The 15,652-nt window shown below is 47.4% G+C and carries 18 protein-coding genes; 10 read left to right on the forward strand and 8 right to left on the reverse strand.

Going from position 1 to position 15,652, the window contains the following annotated elements:
* Positions 1–99 precede the first annotated feature (99 nt).
* Positions 100–306: a hypothetical protein gene (locus VJ249_08265; protein ID HKZ94555.1), complete on the reverse strand. Its 207-nt coding sequence runs from the start codon at positions 304–306 to the stop codon at positions 100–102.
* A 267-nt stretch (positions 307–573) separates the two neighbouring features.
* On the reverse strand, positions 574–828 hold the full coding sequence (locus VJ249_08270; protein HKZ94556.1) for a hypothetical protein: 255 nt from the start codon (positions 826–828) through the stop codon (positions 574–576).
* A gap of 300 nt (positions 829–1,128) precedes the next feature.
* On the opposite strand from VJ249_08270, the gene VJ249_08275 reads away from it, so the two are divergent.
* The 4 genes from VJ249_08275 (at position 1,129) to VJ249_08290 (ending at position 3,926) form a co-directional block, all read left to right on the forward strand.
* Positions 1,129–1,515, forward strand: coding sequence for a methylglyoxal synthase (locus VJ249_08275; GenBank protein ID HKZ94557.1), 387 nt, complete (start codon positions 1,129–1,131; stop codon positions 1,513–1,515).
* 389 nt (positions 1,516–1,904) lie between these two features.
* Positions 1,905–2,321: a hypothetical protein gene (locus tag VJ249_08280; GenBank protein ID HKZ94558.1), complete on the forward strand. Its 417-nt coding sequence runs from the start codon at positions 1,905–1,907 to the stop codon at positions 2,319–2,321.
* A 91-nt stretch (positions 2,322–2,412) separates the two neighbouring features.
* Positions 2,413–3,111 (forward strand): hypothetical protein, encoded by a 699-nt coding sequence (locus VJ249_08285; GenBank protein HKZ94559.1) that lies wholly within the window; start codon positions 2,413–2,415, stop codon positions 3,109–3,111.
* Between the two features lie 131 nt (positions 3,112–3,242).
* Positions 3,243–3,926: a hypothetical protein gene (locus VJ249_08290; protein ID HKZ94560.1), complete on the forward strand. Its 684-nt coding sequence runs from the start codon at positions 3,243–3,245 to the stop codon at positions 3,924–3,926.
* Between the two features lie 219 nt (positions 3,927–4,145).
* Here the strand turns inward: VJ249_08290 and VJ249_08295 are convergent, their stop codons facing one another.
* The gene (locus tag VJ249_08295; protein ID HKZ94561.1) at positions 4,146–4,562 is read right to left on the reverse strand and encodes a hypothetical protein; all 417 of its coding nucleotides are present in this window, start codon (positions 4,560–4,562) and stop codon (positions 4,146–4,148) included.
* Between the two features lie 96 nt (positions 4,563–4,658).
* On the opposite strand from VJ249_08295, the gene VJ249_08300 reads away from it, so the two are divergent.
* The 4 genes from VJ249_08300 to VJ249_08315 all read left to right on the forward strand — a co-directional run bounded on the left by VJ249_08300 (position 4,659) and on the right by VJ249_08315 (position 7,957).
* Positions 4,659–5,789: a hypothetical protein gene (locus tag VJ249_08300; GenBank protein HKZ94562.1), complete on the forward strand. Its 1,131-nt coding sequence runs from the start codon at positions 4,659–4,661 to the stop codon at positions 5,787–5,789.
* Positions 5,790–5,803: 14 nt separating this feature from the next.
* Positions 5,804–7,261: an ATP-binding protein gene (locus tag VJ249_08305; protein HKZ94563.1), complete on the forward strand. Its 1,458-nt coding sequence runs from the start codon at positions 5,804–5,806 to the stop codon at positions 7,259–7,261.
* Positions 7,262–7,365: 104 nt separating this feature from the next.
* Positions 7,366–7,647, forward strand: a complete 282-nt coding sequence (locus VJ249_08310; GenBank protein HKZ94564.1) for a hypothetical protein — start codon at positions 7,366–7,368, stop codon at positions 7,645–7,647.
* A 97-nt stretch (positions 7,648–7,744) separates the two neighbouring features.
* Positions 7,745–7,957, forward strand: coding sequence for a hypothetical protein (locus VJ249_08315; protein HKZ94565.1), 213 nt, complete (start codon positions 7,745–7,747; stop codon positions 7,955–7,957).
* A 35-nt stretch (positions 7,958–7,992) separates the two neighbouring features.
* Here the strand turns inward: VJ249_08315 and VJ249_08320 are convergent, their stop codons facing one another.
* Entirely contained in the window at positions 7,993–8,448 is a 456-nt protein-coding gene (locus VJ249_08320) for an NUDIX hydrolase (GenBank protein HKZ94566.1), read from the reverse strand.
* A gap of 103 nt (positions 8,449–8,551) precedes the next feature.
* Between VJ249_08320 and VJ249_08325 the strand changes: the two genes are divergently transcribed.
* Together VJ249_08325 and VJ249_08330 are read left to right on the forward strand one after the other, a co-directional pair.
* The gene (locus tag VJ249_08325) at positions 8,552–9,763 is read left to right on the forward strand and encodes a metallophosphoesterase (protein ID HKZ94567.1); all 1,212 of its coding nucleotides are present in this window, start codon (positions 8,552–8,554) and stop codon (positions 9,761–9,763) included.
* Positions 9,753–11,840 carry an SMC family ATPase gene (locus VJ249_08330; protein HKZ94568.1) on the forward strand — a complete coding sequence of 696 codons (2,088 nt, stop codon included), beginning with the start codon at positions 9,753–9,755 and terminating at the stop codon, positions 11,838–11,840. Before VJ249_08325 ends, VJ249_08330 begins: the two co-directional genes overlap by 11 nt.
* A 19-nt stretch (positions 11,841–11,859) precedes the next feature.
* Here VJ249_08330 and VJ249_08335 read toward each other — a convergent pair whose 3' ends face one another.
* From VJ249_08335 to VJ249_08350, 4 genes are all read right to left on the reverse strand, one after another.
* Positions 11,860–12,150: a 60S ribosomal protein L22 gene (locus VJ249_08335; GenBank protein ID HKZ94569.1), complete on the reverse strand. Its 291-nt coding sequence runs from the start codon at positions 12,148–12,150 to the stop codon at positions 11,860–11,862.
* Between the two features lie 23 nt (positions 12,151–12,173).
* Positions 12,174–12,833 carry a DUF47 family protein gene (locus VJ249_08340; protein HKZ94570.1) on the reverse strand — a complete coding sequence of 220 codons (660 nt, stop codon included), beginning with the start codon at positions 12,831–12,833 and terminating at the stop codon, positions 12,174–12,176.
* On the reverse strand, positions 12,826–13,875 hold the full coding sequence (locus VJ249_08345) for an ABC transporter ATP-binding protein (GenBank protein HKZ94571.1): 1,050 nt from the start codon (positions 13,873–13,875) through the stop codon (positions 12,826–12,828). Before VJ249_08345 ends, VJ249_08340 begins: the two co-directional genes overlap by 8 nt.
* Before the next feature lie 123 nt (positions 13,876–13,998).
* Complete coding sequence (locus tag VJ249_08350) at positions 13,999–15,642, reverse strand: ABC transporter permease subunit (GenBank protein ID HKZ94572.1); 1,644 nt, start codon at positions 15,640–15,642, stop codon at positions 13,999–14,001.
* Positions 15,643–15,652 lie beyond the last annotated feature (10 nt).

A 15,652-nucleotide genomic window follows, 5' to 3' on the forward strand; every position in this document is an offset into this window, starting at 1 on the left:
GCGCCGAATCAGGTCAGAGCCGTCGTCAGTTGGGCAGTGCTTTGCGCCGACTACTTCTATGTCAAGGTTGAGGGGTCGCGGGTGTGTGTTGTGAAGAGATTAGGTTTTTGATGTGGCTTCTTTCAATTTGCTGAGATCCTTTATTATTTGTCGCATGCGTCTTGTGGTGAGTTTCTTGTTTTCTTCTTTTAGACTGATGAGGAATATGTCGTAGGCTATGTCGGCTAGACCTAGCATGACGTCTAGGCTGGAGTTTTTGCTTAGGACCTTGTCGATGCATCTTGCGCGGTATGCTGGGTCTTTCATCAAGGACCGTTCTGCTCGAATATCCAGTAAATGGCCTATAGGATTTAAGCTTGATTTTTTGCTTGGGCATTCGAACAGGGTGTTCTGTTATTCGTACATCAACCGCTTGAATGTTGAAGTCAAACTTGGCTCAGAACCATCATCATGCCGCAAACGAGTCTCTGAGTTCTAAGGTTCGTTTGTCTTTGGCAGAGAGGTTTCCACGGTCACCAGCGGTTTCTAGCTATTATGGATTAAGCCTTTGAGACTTCACGTGTAAGTTGCGGTTTAAGTGGGGTATTTCGTCAGTTTTATCATTCCGTAGATGAATAGGAATAATGCGATGTGTATTTGGATGAAGGATATGAAGTATGCTTGCCATGGGCTTGTGACCACGTCTATGGATGTGAGGGGTATTTGTATTAACCAGAGTTCGGTCATGCCGCGGTAAACTGAGTAGTTCAAGACCCAGTCGATGCTTATCCAGCCTGTGACCCACGAGATTAATCCCAGAAGAAGAGCGAGGCGACCTTTATTGTTCAATATGCGTCACAACCGCAGCGTGATGTCATTTTATTGTTTTGGCATGATTTGATATAGACGTTATTCCATGGAACGCCACATTACTTTTGCCGAAATGTCCGAAAACCGAATAAGAAACTGCATAATGTTAGATTTCGAGTTTTTTTAAGGTCGCTGCGGTGTTTAGATTCAAACTTGTTTAGTGTTTGTTGAATTGTGGGTGAAAGGGCGTTTTCTGTTTTGTGAGGATGTGCGCGGTCGATTGGTGTTCAGAAATGTTTAAGCTCCTAGAGAATATTGGGCTTGGTTTGGTGTGAGATTTTGATTCCTCGTAGAAATATTGCGTTGGTGGCGCATGATAATAAGAAGGATGATTTGGTGGAGTGGGCTGATTTTAACAAGGGAACTTTGGCTGTTCATAACTTGTATGCGACTGGGGATACTGGGAAGAGGATAATGGAGAAGACTAGTCTGAGGCTTACTTTGCTTAAAGGCGGGTCTTATGGCGGCGACATGGAGCTTGGCGCTTTGATTGCTAATGAGAAATTGGACTATTTGATTTTCTTCTGGGATCCTTTGCAGTCTCTTCCCCACGACGTCGACGTTAAGGCACTTCTTAGAATAGCTGTCTTGTACAATGTGCCCACTGCCTGTAACAGGGCGACGGCGGATCTAATAATTTCCAGCCCATTGTTTCACAGTGCATAGTTACCATTATGACCGTACAATTAGATGTAGAATGCGTACACTGCTAACTATTATTGCTTCTTAGGTTGAAGATCTGCTCCACATTCTGGGCAGAACTTTGAACTTACTGGAATACGAGTTTGGCATTTAGGACAGATGAGCACCACTGGTCTATACGGGGATGTCTGAATTGGAACGAAAACAGCAATGATTCCGAGTGTCATGTTCTGCCTTCAATAGAAACGATGTATGTAACGTGGTATATACTTATGCCTTTTTGAACGCGAGTCGATTGGGGAAATCTGCGCGTGCATGGTAGGTTGGAGGTCTGAGGCGGCAGCATAGATTGTCTTTGCGGTGCTGATGGTTTTTTCTGTGAGGCTTCTTGCATAAACGTGGTATGAGACCTTATGTCAAGATACGCCAAACAGTGTGATAGCGGCTTGGACGATGTAAATGAGCTGTTGCTGAAGCCTGAAGTTAAGGAGGTCGTGATTGTTCCTTGCCAATACTGCGGCGGACTCATTCCTCAAACAACGGCCCCTGGTCACATTGTCGAGTTCCAAGAGAGACATGACCTCTCTCATGAAAGACTAGGAGAGATGTTCTCCGCGAAACCATTCTTGAACTCGTCAAGAAGGGTCATGTGCACTATACGGATATTTGAGAAGAAAGCGGTTGCAACATGCTTACGCTTCGCAACATCAAACACCGTTAGAAAACAGTTTTATCACTATCTGCTTATCAATGGCTATGTTGAACGAGTCAGCCGAGGCGTCTACATAATCACGCAAAAGGGTGAAAAACTCTTAGAAATTCTGATTTAACGCGCACATCACATAAAGTGTAATCCGCTTTAGTAGTCACAGAAAGGCATATTTTGCTTGTCCATGAATGTCTCTGACAGAGGAATGGATAGTGAGCAAATTCAAATTGATTTTTGTAGGGAGCTTTATCCTCATTGTACTGTTGGGCATTTCAAATATTTGGTTTTTTACCACGTTAACGGGTCAAGTAAAGGAGTCACAAACCCAGCTGGACCAGAAGAACGACCAAGTTCAAACTCTCCAAAGCCAAGTTGACAGCCTATCAAATCAGCTGAACCAGAAAAACAGCCAATTAACAACGCTTCAAAACCAAGTTGAAAACTTATCCAGTCAAATCAACGTTTTGAATCAAAATTACCTCGCTCTAAACCAAAGTTACACCGAACTTCAAAGGCAATATGAAGATTTGCTTTTCCATTATAATATCCTGAACAAACCCGCATCGAACTTCACCACAGTCAAAGACCTAAATATCTCACTTGCCATCGACCGTACAATCTACTACTACAAAGATCCAGTTTCTGGCAATGCCACAATAAGATACCTTAACGGAACGGCTTTTGAGGGCGAGTTCATCCTACGCGTTTTTGCTATTCAGACTGAAGGACCTGGATTGGCCGTATATTTTATATTTAGGCTATCGAATGGATTCGCAGACTTTGTGTGTCCACCGCCAGTTTTTCGTAGTGGACCGGGTTCCTACGGTATAGAAATATCACGGATTAACACAGCAGATGGCTATATTGTGGCTGATGAGCCAGGACCAAGGGTTCTCGTAGAGGCAAAATAGAATTGGCATAACACGCACAGGCAAGAATTATTTCAACACAGTTTCTCCCATGATTTTTCCAGAATTCCTTAAATTTGGCACGGAAACGCATATCTTGTCTCTTCCAGAATGTTTCGGTAGGGGAATGAGTATTGAGCAGAGTCAAAATTGCTTTTGCAGGAAGCCTTGCACTCATCGTTTTATTGGGAGTTTCGAATTTTTGGCTGTTTACTACGGTGACGAGTCTGCAAGCGGATAAGACCGCATTAACAAGTCAGGTAAATGACTCACAAACTCAGTTAAATGCGAAAAATAACCAAATTCAGACGCTTCAAAATCAAGTTTATAACTTGTCTGACAGGATAGAAGAACTTGATGCTCAACTCCAGAGCAAACTAACTCAAATCAATGCTTTGAACGAAAGTTACACTGAACTGTTAAGAGAATATGAGGACTTGCTTTTTCATTACAACCTTCTCAACAAACCTGTATCGAACTTCACGACGGTCAATGACTTGAATATCACGTTAGCTCTTCATCGCACAACTTACTATTATAAGGATCCCGTTTCGGGGAATGTTACAATAACCTATCTTAATGGAACAGCGTTTAGAGGTGCATTCATCCTCTATATCAGACATCTAACTAAAGAGGTTATGAGTACTACAGCCTGGATTGCAATTGATGGATTCACTGAACTCCACCTGTCGCCACCTGTCTTTCAATTCGGTTCTGGAAACTACACAATAGGGATAAGCAGTCTGTCCAACGCTGACGGCTACATAATAGAATCCAGATGGCAGGTTTTTCCCAGTGTTCAGGTAGAGGCAAAATAGAATAGGCACAACGCATACACGCGAATCATTTTCGACACAGTTTTTTCGACATGATTTTTCTAGCCAAAATTCCTTAAATTAGGCTTTCTTCTCGTTTCTGTTTGGGGCCAGAGCCAACAGCGGCAAGCGTGCCCGTTGATGATGTACGTGACGTGATTAATGTTAGCTCTGCTGAGGTTCCAGACGCTAAGGTTTTGAAGATGATTGAGCGTGCTTAGATTACTGGCGAGTTGCTAAAGGCGGTCTTTTCTGCACGTATTGGTAGCGTCTTGGTCGTCCCTCTCTGTTCAGGACTCCATCCTTGACCAAATCAATCAGTGCGTGTGCTACTGCTGTCCTGTCATAGTGGAATCCTCGTCTTGCCATTTCACTGTGCACTTCCCCAAGTCCTCGTCCAGAAGAGAACCATCCTTCCTCCCAGAGGCGTTGTATGATTACTTTGCATGTTTCTGCTCTGGGCGCTGCTGCTTCCTGTCCTGATATGAGCGGTGTTTCCTTCAGTTTCTCCGTTACTGTTTGCAGGAATTTGCCCACCGCTTCGTTGGCTTGGTCCACTGTGCCTTCTATCTCGAATTCCACGTTGCCCACTTTCATCTTAACCTTAATCGGCTGAGCACTCTGGGGCTGTTCTGTCATGATGGTTCCTTATTGCATATTGTATTGCGCAACTTGCACATGCGCAATTCTTAAATACTCACCAACATACCACATATTGCCTATTGGTGAATTCAATTGATTCAACAACCACAATATACGCCAACAACCAGCAAATATAACTTTCCACTAATGAGACTCGAAGACACATCAGCCCTACCACAACGCTTCATGGAACTCAGCCTAAGAACAATAAAAAACATCCACAACAACACAGCCCACACCCCGCCTCCTCAGCCCACCGCAGAAGAAGCAGACGAAACTCAACAGGAATTCACGCCAGCCTTCCTTGGACAAACAATACTACAACACAAACCAATCCCACTCCAGCCCAAGCCCGATCAGACACCAGTCATAGCGATAGATGTGTCCAGCATAAGACTAGGCGAAACAGACACAGGCATCCTACTCGCCTTGAGAGCCGCAACCGTGTGGAAACAAAGAGGCACAGCATATCGCTACATGCGCTTCGGACCATTCCCAATACACATAACAGACCAAAACCAACACGACATCCTCAACCTATTCCACGAACCCAGCCCAACTCAACGCACAAACAGCCTACTCAATCAACTAACTAGCATACCAGAACTCAACCAAACACAAACCCGCATAACAGCGCTACTAGAAAAATGGCTCCAAACCCAAACCGCAGCCCAAGCCAGAAACAGCCTCATCCTCTTAGACGGCAGCCTCACCGCAGGAACCAACGACAACCCACCCAGCGCAGTCACACACCTGCTAGAAACAGCACGCAACAACCACAACACAATACTAGCCCTAACCAAAATCACAAGGCTACGCCTAAACGGACACAACATAACCAACCTAATCCAAGCAAACCAGAAACCATGCCTACTCCAACTCGACGGCTACCAAACAGCCCGAGCCTACAACCACATACGCCTAATGGGCGCCATCTACGTAGCCAAACTCAACCACACCCCATACACATTCCGCCTCGACATAGACGCAGACACACCCAGCCAGCAGGCGGTTGAAGCAGTTGAACACCTCATCGCAAACGACCTCATCACAGACGGCTACCCCGAAACCCTCAGGCTAGCCCACATTTACGCCACATTCACAGCCAACGAAGTCATAGGCATCCAACGCTTTCTCAGCCAAGCCTACGGCATCAAAATAGTCCAGAGACCCAACATACGACGCCTGTTATTCGGACCATACGGAACCAGACACGACAGTTGAAGGAGCCACCCAACATGCGGCTGTACAAAAAAGAAGGCAACACGATTCAGATCTTAAGCTTCCCAAACGAAACAGTCGAAAAAAGCGACTACCTACTCATCGAAGACCCTCAGCAGAACCGAGCTCAAATCGTCCAAGTCATAGACATCCAATTCGCCAACATACCCGGCTTAATCGAAGACCTACTACGCGACTCATCAAACGGCGAAAGCGAAGCAACAGGCTCAGACTACGACCCCTTAGAAATAGCCAGCCAAATCACCATCATACAAGACAGCCGCATACTCATATGCAAAATAAGAGCCAGCCTAGAAAAAGCACGCCTAACCACAGGCGGCACATGGCTACCCAGCAGAACACAATCAACCATAAAGCGCCTATCGACAACGACCCTGCTCAACCTCATCAAAATCAACCACGCATTACCCATCAACCTCGGCGAAACCAAAGACAACACCCAACTCAACATCGACGCCACAACCTTAGACGGCGCACTCAACATCGTCACAGGAAAAAAAGGCACAGGCAAATCACACCTGTCAAAAATCCTTGTCTTAGGCTTGATCCAACACGGCGCACCCACAGTCGTACTCGACCTAAACGGAGAATACGCACAAATAGGCTACGAAGCCAACGGCACAAAAAACCAGCACCACAACAAAATCCATGTGCTCACACCCGGCAGCAACTTCAAAGTAACCTTAGCCCAAATGAAACTCCGCGTCATCATGAACATACTCATCCACGCATTGAACCTGCCCGGCACATCAGCCAGAGAATTCAAACGCATCTGGCAAGTGCTCGATGAAAGAGCCGAACTAACCCTAAAAAACCTAGGCGAAGCACTACGCAACCTCAAATGCAACCAACACGTCAAAGACGCCCTCCACTCACGCTACTACGCACTCATCAACTCAGGCTTCTTCACAGACAACCCGTCACAAGCCTTGAACCTAGAAGACCACTTCTATAGCATCCGCAACGGCGGCAGCCTAGTCATCAACCTACGCGACACAGCATTACTCGACCGCCAAATCGTAGTAGAATACATGCTAGGCAAACTCACCGACCTCCTAACCCAACACAAACTCAAAGCTGTCTTCCTATTCGCCGAAGAAGCCCACCTCTACCTACGCGAAACCTACTGGGACGACATCGTAACCCGCATGAGACACCACGGCGTATTCACAACATTCATCACCAACCAACCCGACACCATAAGAGAAAACATCTACCGCCAAGCAGACAACATATTCCTCTTCAACTTCACCAACGAACACGACCTCGAAACCGTAAGCCGCGCAGCCAAAGTCGATGCAGAAACCGTCAAATCCATAGCCGCAGACCTACCACCCCAACACTGCATACTCTTAGGCAACGCAGTCAAAGACTTCCCACTCGTAGCCAGAGTACGCAGCCTAAACGTGCAAACAATGGGACAAACACGACTATTCTTTACCACGAAGGGCTAGAGCAAAACAATGAACTCCATCGCTCATCCCGCCCTTGCCTCTAAGAGGCGACACTCCGAGAAAGCGTAATAAGGTTTCCTGCCTCATAGATTGGCAAGACTACCATGCCCGAATCATTTGAAGTTATACGGTTTGCTGGAAAGGCGCCTACCCAGATCTCTCAGCACATAAAAGATGGCATCACAGAAGATTTTGTCAGGCGAAGGGTTTTGTTGGCTCTAGAAAAAGAAAAGGAGCATCTTGCAGACGGCTCATTCAAACTGACCTACCTTGTAAGAAAGGGCAAGGCTTCACCTCTTCTAGTCGAAATCTACGTCAGAGAGAAATGGCACAATAGGTTAATACACGAGTACATTGTCTATGGTTTACACGTGAGGAGAAAATAACCTGACCCAAATCATAAAGATGGAAACCAACGAAGTAGAAATACCGAAAGACATGCTATCTCAGGTTCCCAGAGTTAGACATCTAAGGGCATACGCCTTGTCAAAAAACACAATAGCATTAAGTTTCCACCCCGTTCACGAATGGGCTAAAAAAGCGCTTTGGCAAGGCGAAGTAGAGTTTAAAAAAACCGACGACTCCATCATAGTTCACCTGCCTCCTCCACTAAGCAGTTTCTACAACATCACGCAAGATAACATAACCATCTCAACCTCTCAAAAAACAAACACCATACAAATCGACATAACATAACATCAAACAACATGCAAACAAAGAGAACAAACCGACTATTTTTCACCACTAAGAGCAGCTAACTCCATAATCCTTTCACGATGCTTCGCATAAAACTCCCGAAAAGACCTAGTCAAATTAACTTTCTCCACTTCATCCAACGAAACCCACTTAGCCTCTAAGATGTCGCTAGCCGTCTTCAACTCCCCGCCCACAATGCGCGCAAAAAAGTTAACCACCACAAAATGATACTGAATCCGCCCGTTATCGTCCAACGTAACGCTGTCAAACACATCCATAAGCTTCACAGCCTCAACATCAAAACCCACTTCCTCCTTTGTTTCACGCACCATTGCATCCTGCACGTTCTCGCCTAATTCCACCATCCCCCCAGGAATACTCCACTTGCCTAAACCCGGCTGAGCCCCACGCCGAACAAGCAAAAGCCTACCCTCCCGCAGAATCAAAGCGCCAGTGCCCACCAAAGGGCGAGTCGGATACTCCCTACTCACGCTTCAATCTTCCCCCAAAGAGCTGCAGTAGTTTCACAATGCTCTTATATTTAAAAGGAAACGCCTCAACTAGAATACAGCAAAAAGAGAGGAGACGCCCGGCTTGAAACCCTTCAGCTTCGTCCACGTTGCCGACATACACCTGGGATACGCACAATACAACTTGGACACGCGTCGCCAAGACTTCGACAACGCCTTCAAAGAAGTCGTAGACAAAACCATCGAGCTCAAGCCAAACTTCATGCTCGTCGCAGGCGACCTATTCCACCAGCCCAGACCATCAAACGTAACGCTTGAAACAGGCATATCCAACTTCCGACGCCTCAAAGAAGCAGGCATACCCGTACTCGCCGTAGACGGCGGACACGACTCAGCACCCAACACAGTCACTGGCACCATCCTAAACCCATTAGACAGCGCCGGACTTTTACAATACCTACCAAGGCATGAAGGCGCAAGCTGGCACAACGAAAGCAGCTACATATACGGCGTCCCCAACTACCGAACCAGACGCAAAACCGACGAACAACTACCCATATTCCTAAACCAGAACAAACCCACGCCTGATCAGTCACGTTTCAACATCTTCATGTTCCACATGGCCATGGACCTACCCTACATAGACAAGCCTTACCAAATGGAAGCCGAAGGCTCACCAGAACTCATGCCAGACGGATTCAACTACTTCGCAGGCGGACACGTACACAAACCATCAACAAGCAAGTTCAAAGACGGCACCTTGGCTTACAGCGGCAGCACAGAAACCGTCAACTACGACGACGCCCATATCGACAAAGGCTTCTACCACGTTGAAGTTGACGCCCACGGCGAACCCACAATAAACCGAGTCAAACTGGAAACGCCCAGACGCTTCATCGTTCTGGAACCAGACTACACCGGCATGCTACCCGCAAAGATCACGCAAGCAGCTATCCAGCAAATCAAAGACAACGACCAAGAAGGCGCGGTTATCGTGTTGGTGGTGAAAGGCGTCTTGCCCGCCGAAGCCAGCAGAGCCGAGGTAGACTTGACTCAAATCCGCGAATCAGCCAAAAAAGCCCTATTCGTATATCCCATACTGCGCCTAAGAGAAACCGAAATCCCCGAAGAACTCATCCGCACCATATTCGAAGGCGGCTTAAAAGACCTCAAAACGAAATCCTTCGAATACTTCGTGCAAATTTTCAGCGAACGCTACAGCCGCGAGCAGGCTGAAAAAATCGCCCGCCTAGCCGTGAACATTCTGGAACCCTTGGTTCGAAAGGATGAAGAAAAAGCGAAACAAGAAATGGAGGCATACATGAATGCGAGTTGAATCAATCGAACTAGAGAACATCAGGTCACATACAAAGACCAAAATCGAATTTCTGCGAGGATTCAACTGCCTAGTCGGCGGAGTAGGCTGGGGCAAATCCAGCGTGCTTTACGCCATCGACTTCGCCTTGTTCGGCGACCCGATCGGCAGAAGCTATGATTATCTCTTACGAGAAGGCGAAGACTCAGGCAAAGTATCGCTCAAATTCGTTCATGAAGGCAAAACATACGCAATCACGCGGGGCATGAGAAAACGCGGCAAAGGCATAAGCCAAGACTGGGAACAACTAAAGCTCACGCAAGACGGCACCACCGTAGCCAGCGTCAAAAGTGAAGCCGTGGCAGAACAGCTGAAAGCCATAACAGGCTTGGACAAAGACCTGTTCCGCGAAATCGTCTGGGTTCGTCAAGAGCAGCTGAAGCAATTATTGGACATGACTCCACGTGAACGTCAAAAACGACTAGACGAATTGTTCGGATTATCTGATTATGAAGTGGGCTGGACGAACCTGCAGGGCATTCAGAGAGAATACGAAGGTGAAAAGAAAGCCTACGAACGCGACCCCGACATCGTCATAATGGACAAACTCCACACAGAATACGACAAAGCTGTGCAAGAATTCGTCAACATCGAAGCCCAAATTGATGGACTGAAGAAAAAACACGCTGAAGCAGAGAAAACATTGAAGGAAGCAACAGAAAGGCTTCAAGGCTTGGAAGAGCTACGCAAGCAAACCGAAGAACTACGGCGAAACGAAGCACAGTTGAAAACCAGCATTGAAAACGCCGCAGACAACATCACACGACTAGCAGACGAAATCAAACAGAAAACAAGCAACATAGACGGCGTCAACGAAAAACTACAGTCATTCGAAACAGAGCTAAAAACACACCGCGAAAGACTCAAGCAAGCAGGCTTAAACCCAGACCAAACGCCTGACGAACTGAGAAAACACCTTCAAACCTTAGAAGAGCAACTGCGCATCCTTGGAGGAGAGAAAGAAGCCTCACGCAAAGAGATACAGGAAGCATGGAAAAAAATCTCCACCCTAACCGCTGAAAGCAAATGCCCACTATGCTCACAAGACCTGTCTTCGGAGTACAAGACGAATCTGCTGGACCGACTGAACAAGGGCAACGCTGAAGGAGAACAAAAACTTGCTGAGCTTCAGAAAAGCCTTGAAAAACTCGACGAAATGCGAGACCTAATCAGCACTGTTGAACGAAACATGCAAATGACTGTGCCCAAGATTGAGGATCTCCAAAACCGCATTTCCGATGAACAGCAACAGCTTGACAGGCTTTCAAAAGAGTTCGAGGAAAAACAGCTACTTGAAAAGTCGCTGCATGAGAAACTGAGTACAGTGCAGGCGGAAATCACGAAGTTTGACCTCACTCTGTTAGACACGGCTCGCATGATGAGAGACCAAGCCTTCGTCGAGTTCTCAGACGTCAAAAACAAGCTCGAAACGACGAAGAACCGAAAAAACGACTTAGCAGGCAGAATGGAAGAATTCAAGCAACGATTAGACAATGCGCAGGAGAAGCTTGAGCGGAAACAGCGCATTGAAAAGCTGTTGGAAACAACCGTTGGAGTCCGCGACGCCTACCGAAGCATCCAACCCAAAATGCGAAGCGAGTTTGTAACCTATCTTCAACGCATGATTCAGCAATCCTTAGACGAACTTGTTGGCGGAGTAGGCCCAGCACTTATCGTGAAAGTCGACGACACGTATTCACCTGTCGTGAAAGGTGAAGAAGGCTTTGAACGCGAAGTTGCGAATCTTTCAGGCGGAGAGCGCACCCTCTTAGCCTTCGCCTATCGATTGGGCATGGGCCAACTCATAATGCAGTCACGGACCGGTCACGGGCTTTACATGATGCTTCTCGACGAACCCACGGAAAGCCTAGGACCCGAAGACGGCTCCATCGACCGCCTAGCAGAAGCAGTATCGAGGCTCAAAGCAATCGAGCAGATAATCGCAGTCACGCACAGCGAGGTCTTCGCCGAAAAAGCCGAACACGTGATACGAGTGGAGAAGGAAGCAGGCATAAGCCACGTGACACCAGGAAAATAAGTCCTCGAACTTGACCGAGCTACTCGGCTTCGCCAGCCATCTTACGTTCTTTGATCATGAATGTGCTTTCTTTGCCAGCGATCACTCGAAAGTCCTCTTTCAGCTCAGCCCTGTGCAAATACTTCTTCAGAAGCACTCGAAGGTAGTCTTTTGAGGGCATTTCCCCTTTCTCAGCAGGCTCCAAAGTGATTTCTCGATCAGCCACACTGATTTTAGCTTTGACTCGTTCCTTGAGGAAATCCTCAAGCTCCTTTATCAGCTCGCTCTCGGCAGCGCGCAATTCAGAAATATCAATTACCATGTTAGACAATTGTTTCACCTCTTTGCGCATCATTATCGACGGATTATTATCACTCTCAGTTGGTCGCAAGCGTCTTCACACCAGTCAGCAGCCATCTCAATAGCCTCATAAAGCTCATTCATCAAAATGCCTACGCCTACCGTGAGTTTCTCCTCCCTACCCAATATCTGCCTAGACTGTTCAAAGAGGTCGTCCACCTTCTCCTCAAGCCTCTCAACTTCATCAGCCGCCCGTAACGCTTCCTCAGGTTTATCCGCCATACGACCAATTGCTTTTCGCAGTGCAGCGGCACATTCCTTGACGCCTTCCGCCATTTTCACGGCTGCTTCACGAAGACTTTCGGGCACGTCTTTCATTGAAATAGCTGAAAGCACGCGCGTTGACTCCCTGCACCAATCAGCTACCATGTCCACTCGTTTCATCAAGTGCATCAGGTCTTCTCGGTCAGTAGGCGGCAACTCTCCACCTGCCAGCTCAGTCATAACAGTTCTCCTTAGTCTATCAGCTTCCCGCTCCGAACTTGTTACTCTCTCAATTGCAGCTTTAGCCTCTTTGTCATTCAGGCTAACCGACGCCTTGACCGCTCTTTCCAAGTCTTCAACTGTAGACATGGTAAGCGCCAAGTGGCGTTGCATCGTCGACATAGCTTTTGATTCGCGTCTTTTTTCAAACCATTTCATAAGCTCACTCAACAGCTAATTCCTCCCTTAATCCTCGACTTGGATATGGGAACACATAACTTTTCCCGCTTGAAAAGCTAAGCGTGACCTTGTCACCTGCGCTAAACCATTCCTCCATGAGAGATGGCCGCACAACCACAACAAGGTCTTCGTTTTCCAGCCTAACCTCGTAACGCACGTTCGTACCCTCGTACCTCACCCTTTCAACAACTCCAATCAACGAATTGGTCCTTTTCTTCTGTCCCTTTTCGATTGTAAAGGTTTCTGGGCGAACCGCCAAAACCACACGTTCGCCTTCCTTGATAGATGTATCTGAACCTGACGCGGTAAGCCCGCCACGTAGTTCAATCTGGATAACATTATCGGTGGTCTTTGTGACATGGCCTTCGAGAAAGTTGTTCTCTCCAATGAAATTGGCTACAAAAATGTGCCGGGGATTCATGTATAACTCCTGAGGGGTTCCAACCTGCAGAATTCCACCCTTCTTCATCACGGCGATTCTATCTGAAATCGCCATGGCTTCACCTTGATCATGCGTTACATGAATGGCTGTTAAGCCCAAGTCCTTGACAAGTTTCCTCACTTCATATCGAAGTTCAAACCGAATCTTGGCGTCCAAAGCGCCCAATGGCTCATCTAAGAGGAGCAGTTTGGCTCCCGCCGCCAGCGCCCTTGACAACGCAACACGCTGCATCATTCCGCCGCTGAGCTCATGGGGCAAAGCGTCTTTCCGTTCATGGAGACGCACCATTTCCAGCATTTCGCGCCCGATGCTTTCGCTTTTGTTTTCCTCCCAAGCCTTCACCCTTGGTCCATAAGTTACGTTGTCCCAGACATCCATATGTGGAAATAGCGCGTAGGTCTGAAACACGAAGCCTATGCCTCGGTCTTCAGGCGGCAACTTATTGACTAACTTGTTGTCGATGTAAATTTCGCCTTCGCTGGGATCAACCAAGCCTGCTATCATGCGTAACAGAGTGGTTTTGCCGCACCCGCTTGGACCCAGCAACGAAAAATACTCTTTATCATAAATTTGGAGGCTGACGTTGTCCACTGCCAAGATTTTCTTGCCGAACCGTTTGGAAACCTTTTCGACTCTGATTTCGGGCAGTGTGTGCAGGCCTCCGTCTAAGAGGGCGAACTATTGGTGATGCGAAGTACTGCTATATTAATCATGTCAATACCGCCCTCTCACAACCAGCCTCAAAACCAAGAGGATAATGAAAGAGAATAAGACGAGCACCCCGGCACCTAAGGCAATGTCTAAAGGCGTGGCAAGTGGGACTGTTGTTTTCTTAACCCAGCCTACGAGCAAAACCGGCACAGTCTTCAATTGGGTTACGACGGCCAAGGTTGCGCCTGTCTCGTCAACGCTTCTTGCGAACATCATTATGGTTCCAGCGAACAGAGAGTATTTGCTCAAGGGCAAGATGATGGTTCTGAAGACTGCGAAGGGTCTGGCTCCGAGAGTGCGAGAGGCTTCCTCAAGGTCCATAGTTACCCTCTCTATGGTTCCAACCATTGCTCTAACGAAATATGGATAGGTGATGGATAGATGGGCAAATATTATCAAAGCTACCTCGGGAATGAACGCGAAGTTTTTCCAGAAAATGGCCATCGACGCTCCTAACGCAATGGATGGAACAATCAACGGAACATTTGAGAGCACATCCAAAGCCGTGGAAGTTCCAGCGCCCCATCTTTTTCGAGCAATCAACACTGCCATGGGCAAGCTGAACAGGACGTTGAGCAATGTAACTATGGTTGCCACCAAATAGGACAAGAGAAGACTCTGCCAGTAGCCTTGCCAAACGCCCACGCCCGCTATCGCTTGATTCAGCGTGCCGCCCATAACAGCGCCGATAATCGGCAAGACAATGAAGAGGGAGGGAATCAGCACGAAGACAAAGAATACGAGGCTTGTTAAGGAATCCCTGAAAACTCTGACTTTGAAACCACTTAACTTTCTCTCAGCATACGGCCAGACTCGTTTCACGGGCATCTTGAACCTTGGCCCGAGCAATCTAATGGCGAGATACACCAGACTCGCAGCTAGTATCAACACGAAACTTACAAACACCATTGGACCTTCTTGGCCTTGAGCCCTAGTGTTGTTGATGAAGACGACGCCTGTTTCGAAAACTCCCGCCACAATAACGGTTGCCCCAGTTTCACTAAGCGACCTTGAAAAAGCCAGAGTAAAAGCTGCAATAAGACTTGACCTTAAGATGGGCAGTGTCACGGTTCTGTCAGCAGTGACAGGGGGAGCGCCCAATGTCCTTGCGGCTTCCTCATACACTACTTTGTAGTCTAAGATTGCGCCAACGATGACTCTGACCGCCGCTGGATAGGAAAATGCAAAGTGCAGCAGCGCGATTAATAGCCAACCTTCTGGAACAAGAGCACCACCGACAAAAAACCGAGAGACCCCCTCCGACTGGTTCCAGAACAAAAGAAGGGAGTAGCCGAGCGTTACCGTTGGTATAATAAACGGCAAGTCTGCCAGCGTGTCGATTATGCTAAGCCATCGTGATTTGCCTCTAGCAACAAACCATGCGAGAGGTAGCCCTGCGATCAGGTCGAGAAAGGCAACCAGAAAGGCGATGGCGAATGACGCGTAAATCGCTGACGACGCTCTCGCCATCAAAGTTGGATCTTGAAACATTTCGCCTATGGTGTTCCACTTGAGAAAAATGCCCAAAATAGGCGGAATGAGAATTATCCCGAAAAAGAAGACTAATGAACAAGAGTAAATCAGATGTCGCAAAACGGGTTGAGACGAAAGCCGATCAAGATATTTCACTATGTTGGAGTTTGCCAAGCCATTTTTC

Source organism: Candidatus Bathyarchaeia archaeon (assembly GCA_035283685.1).
Classification (GTDB): domain Archaea; phylum Thermoproteota; class Bathyarchaeia; order Bathyarchaeales; family Bathyarchaeaceae; genus DATETJ01.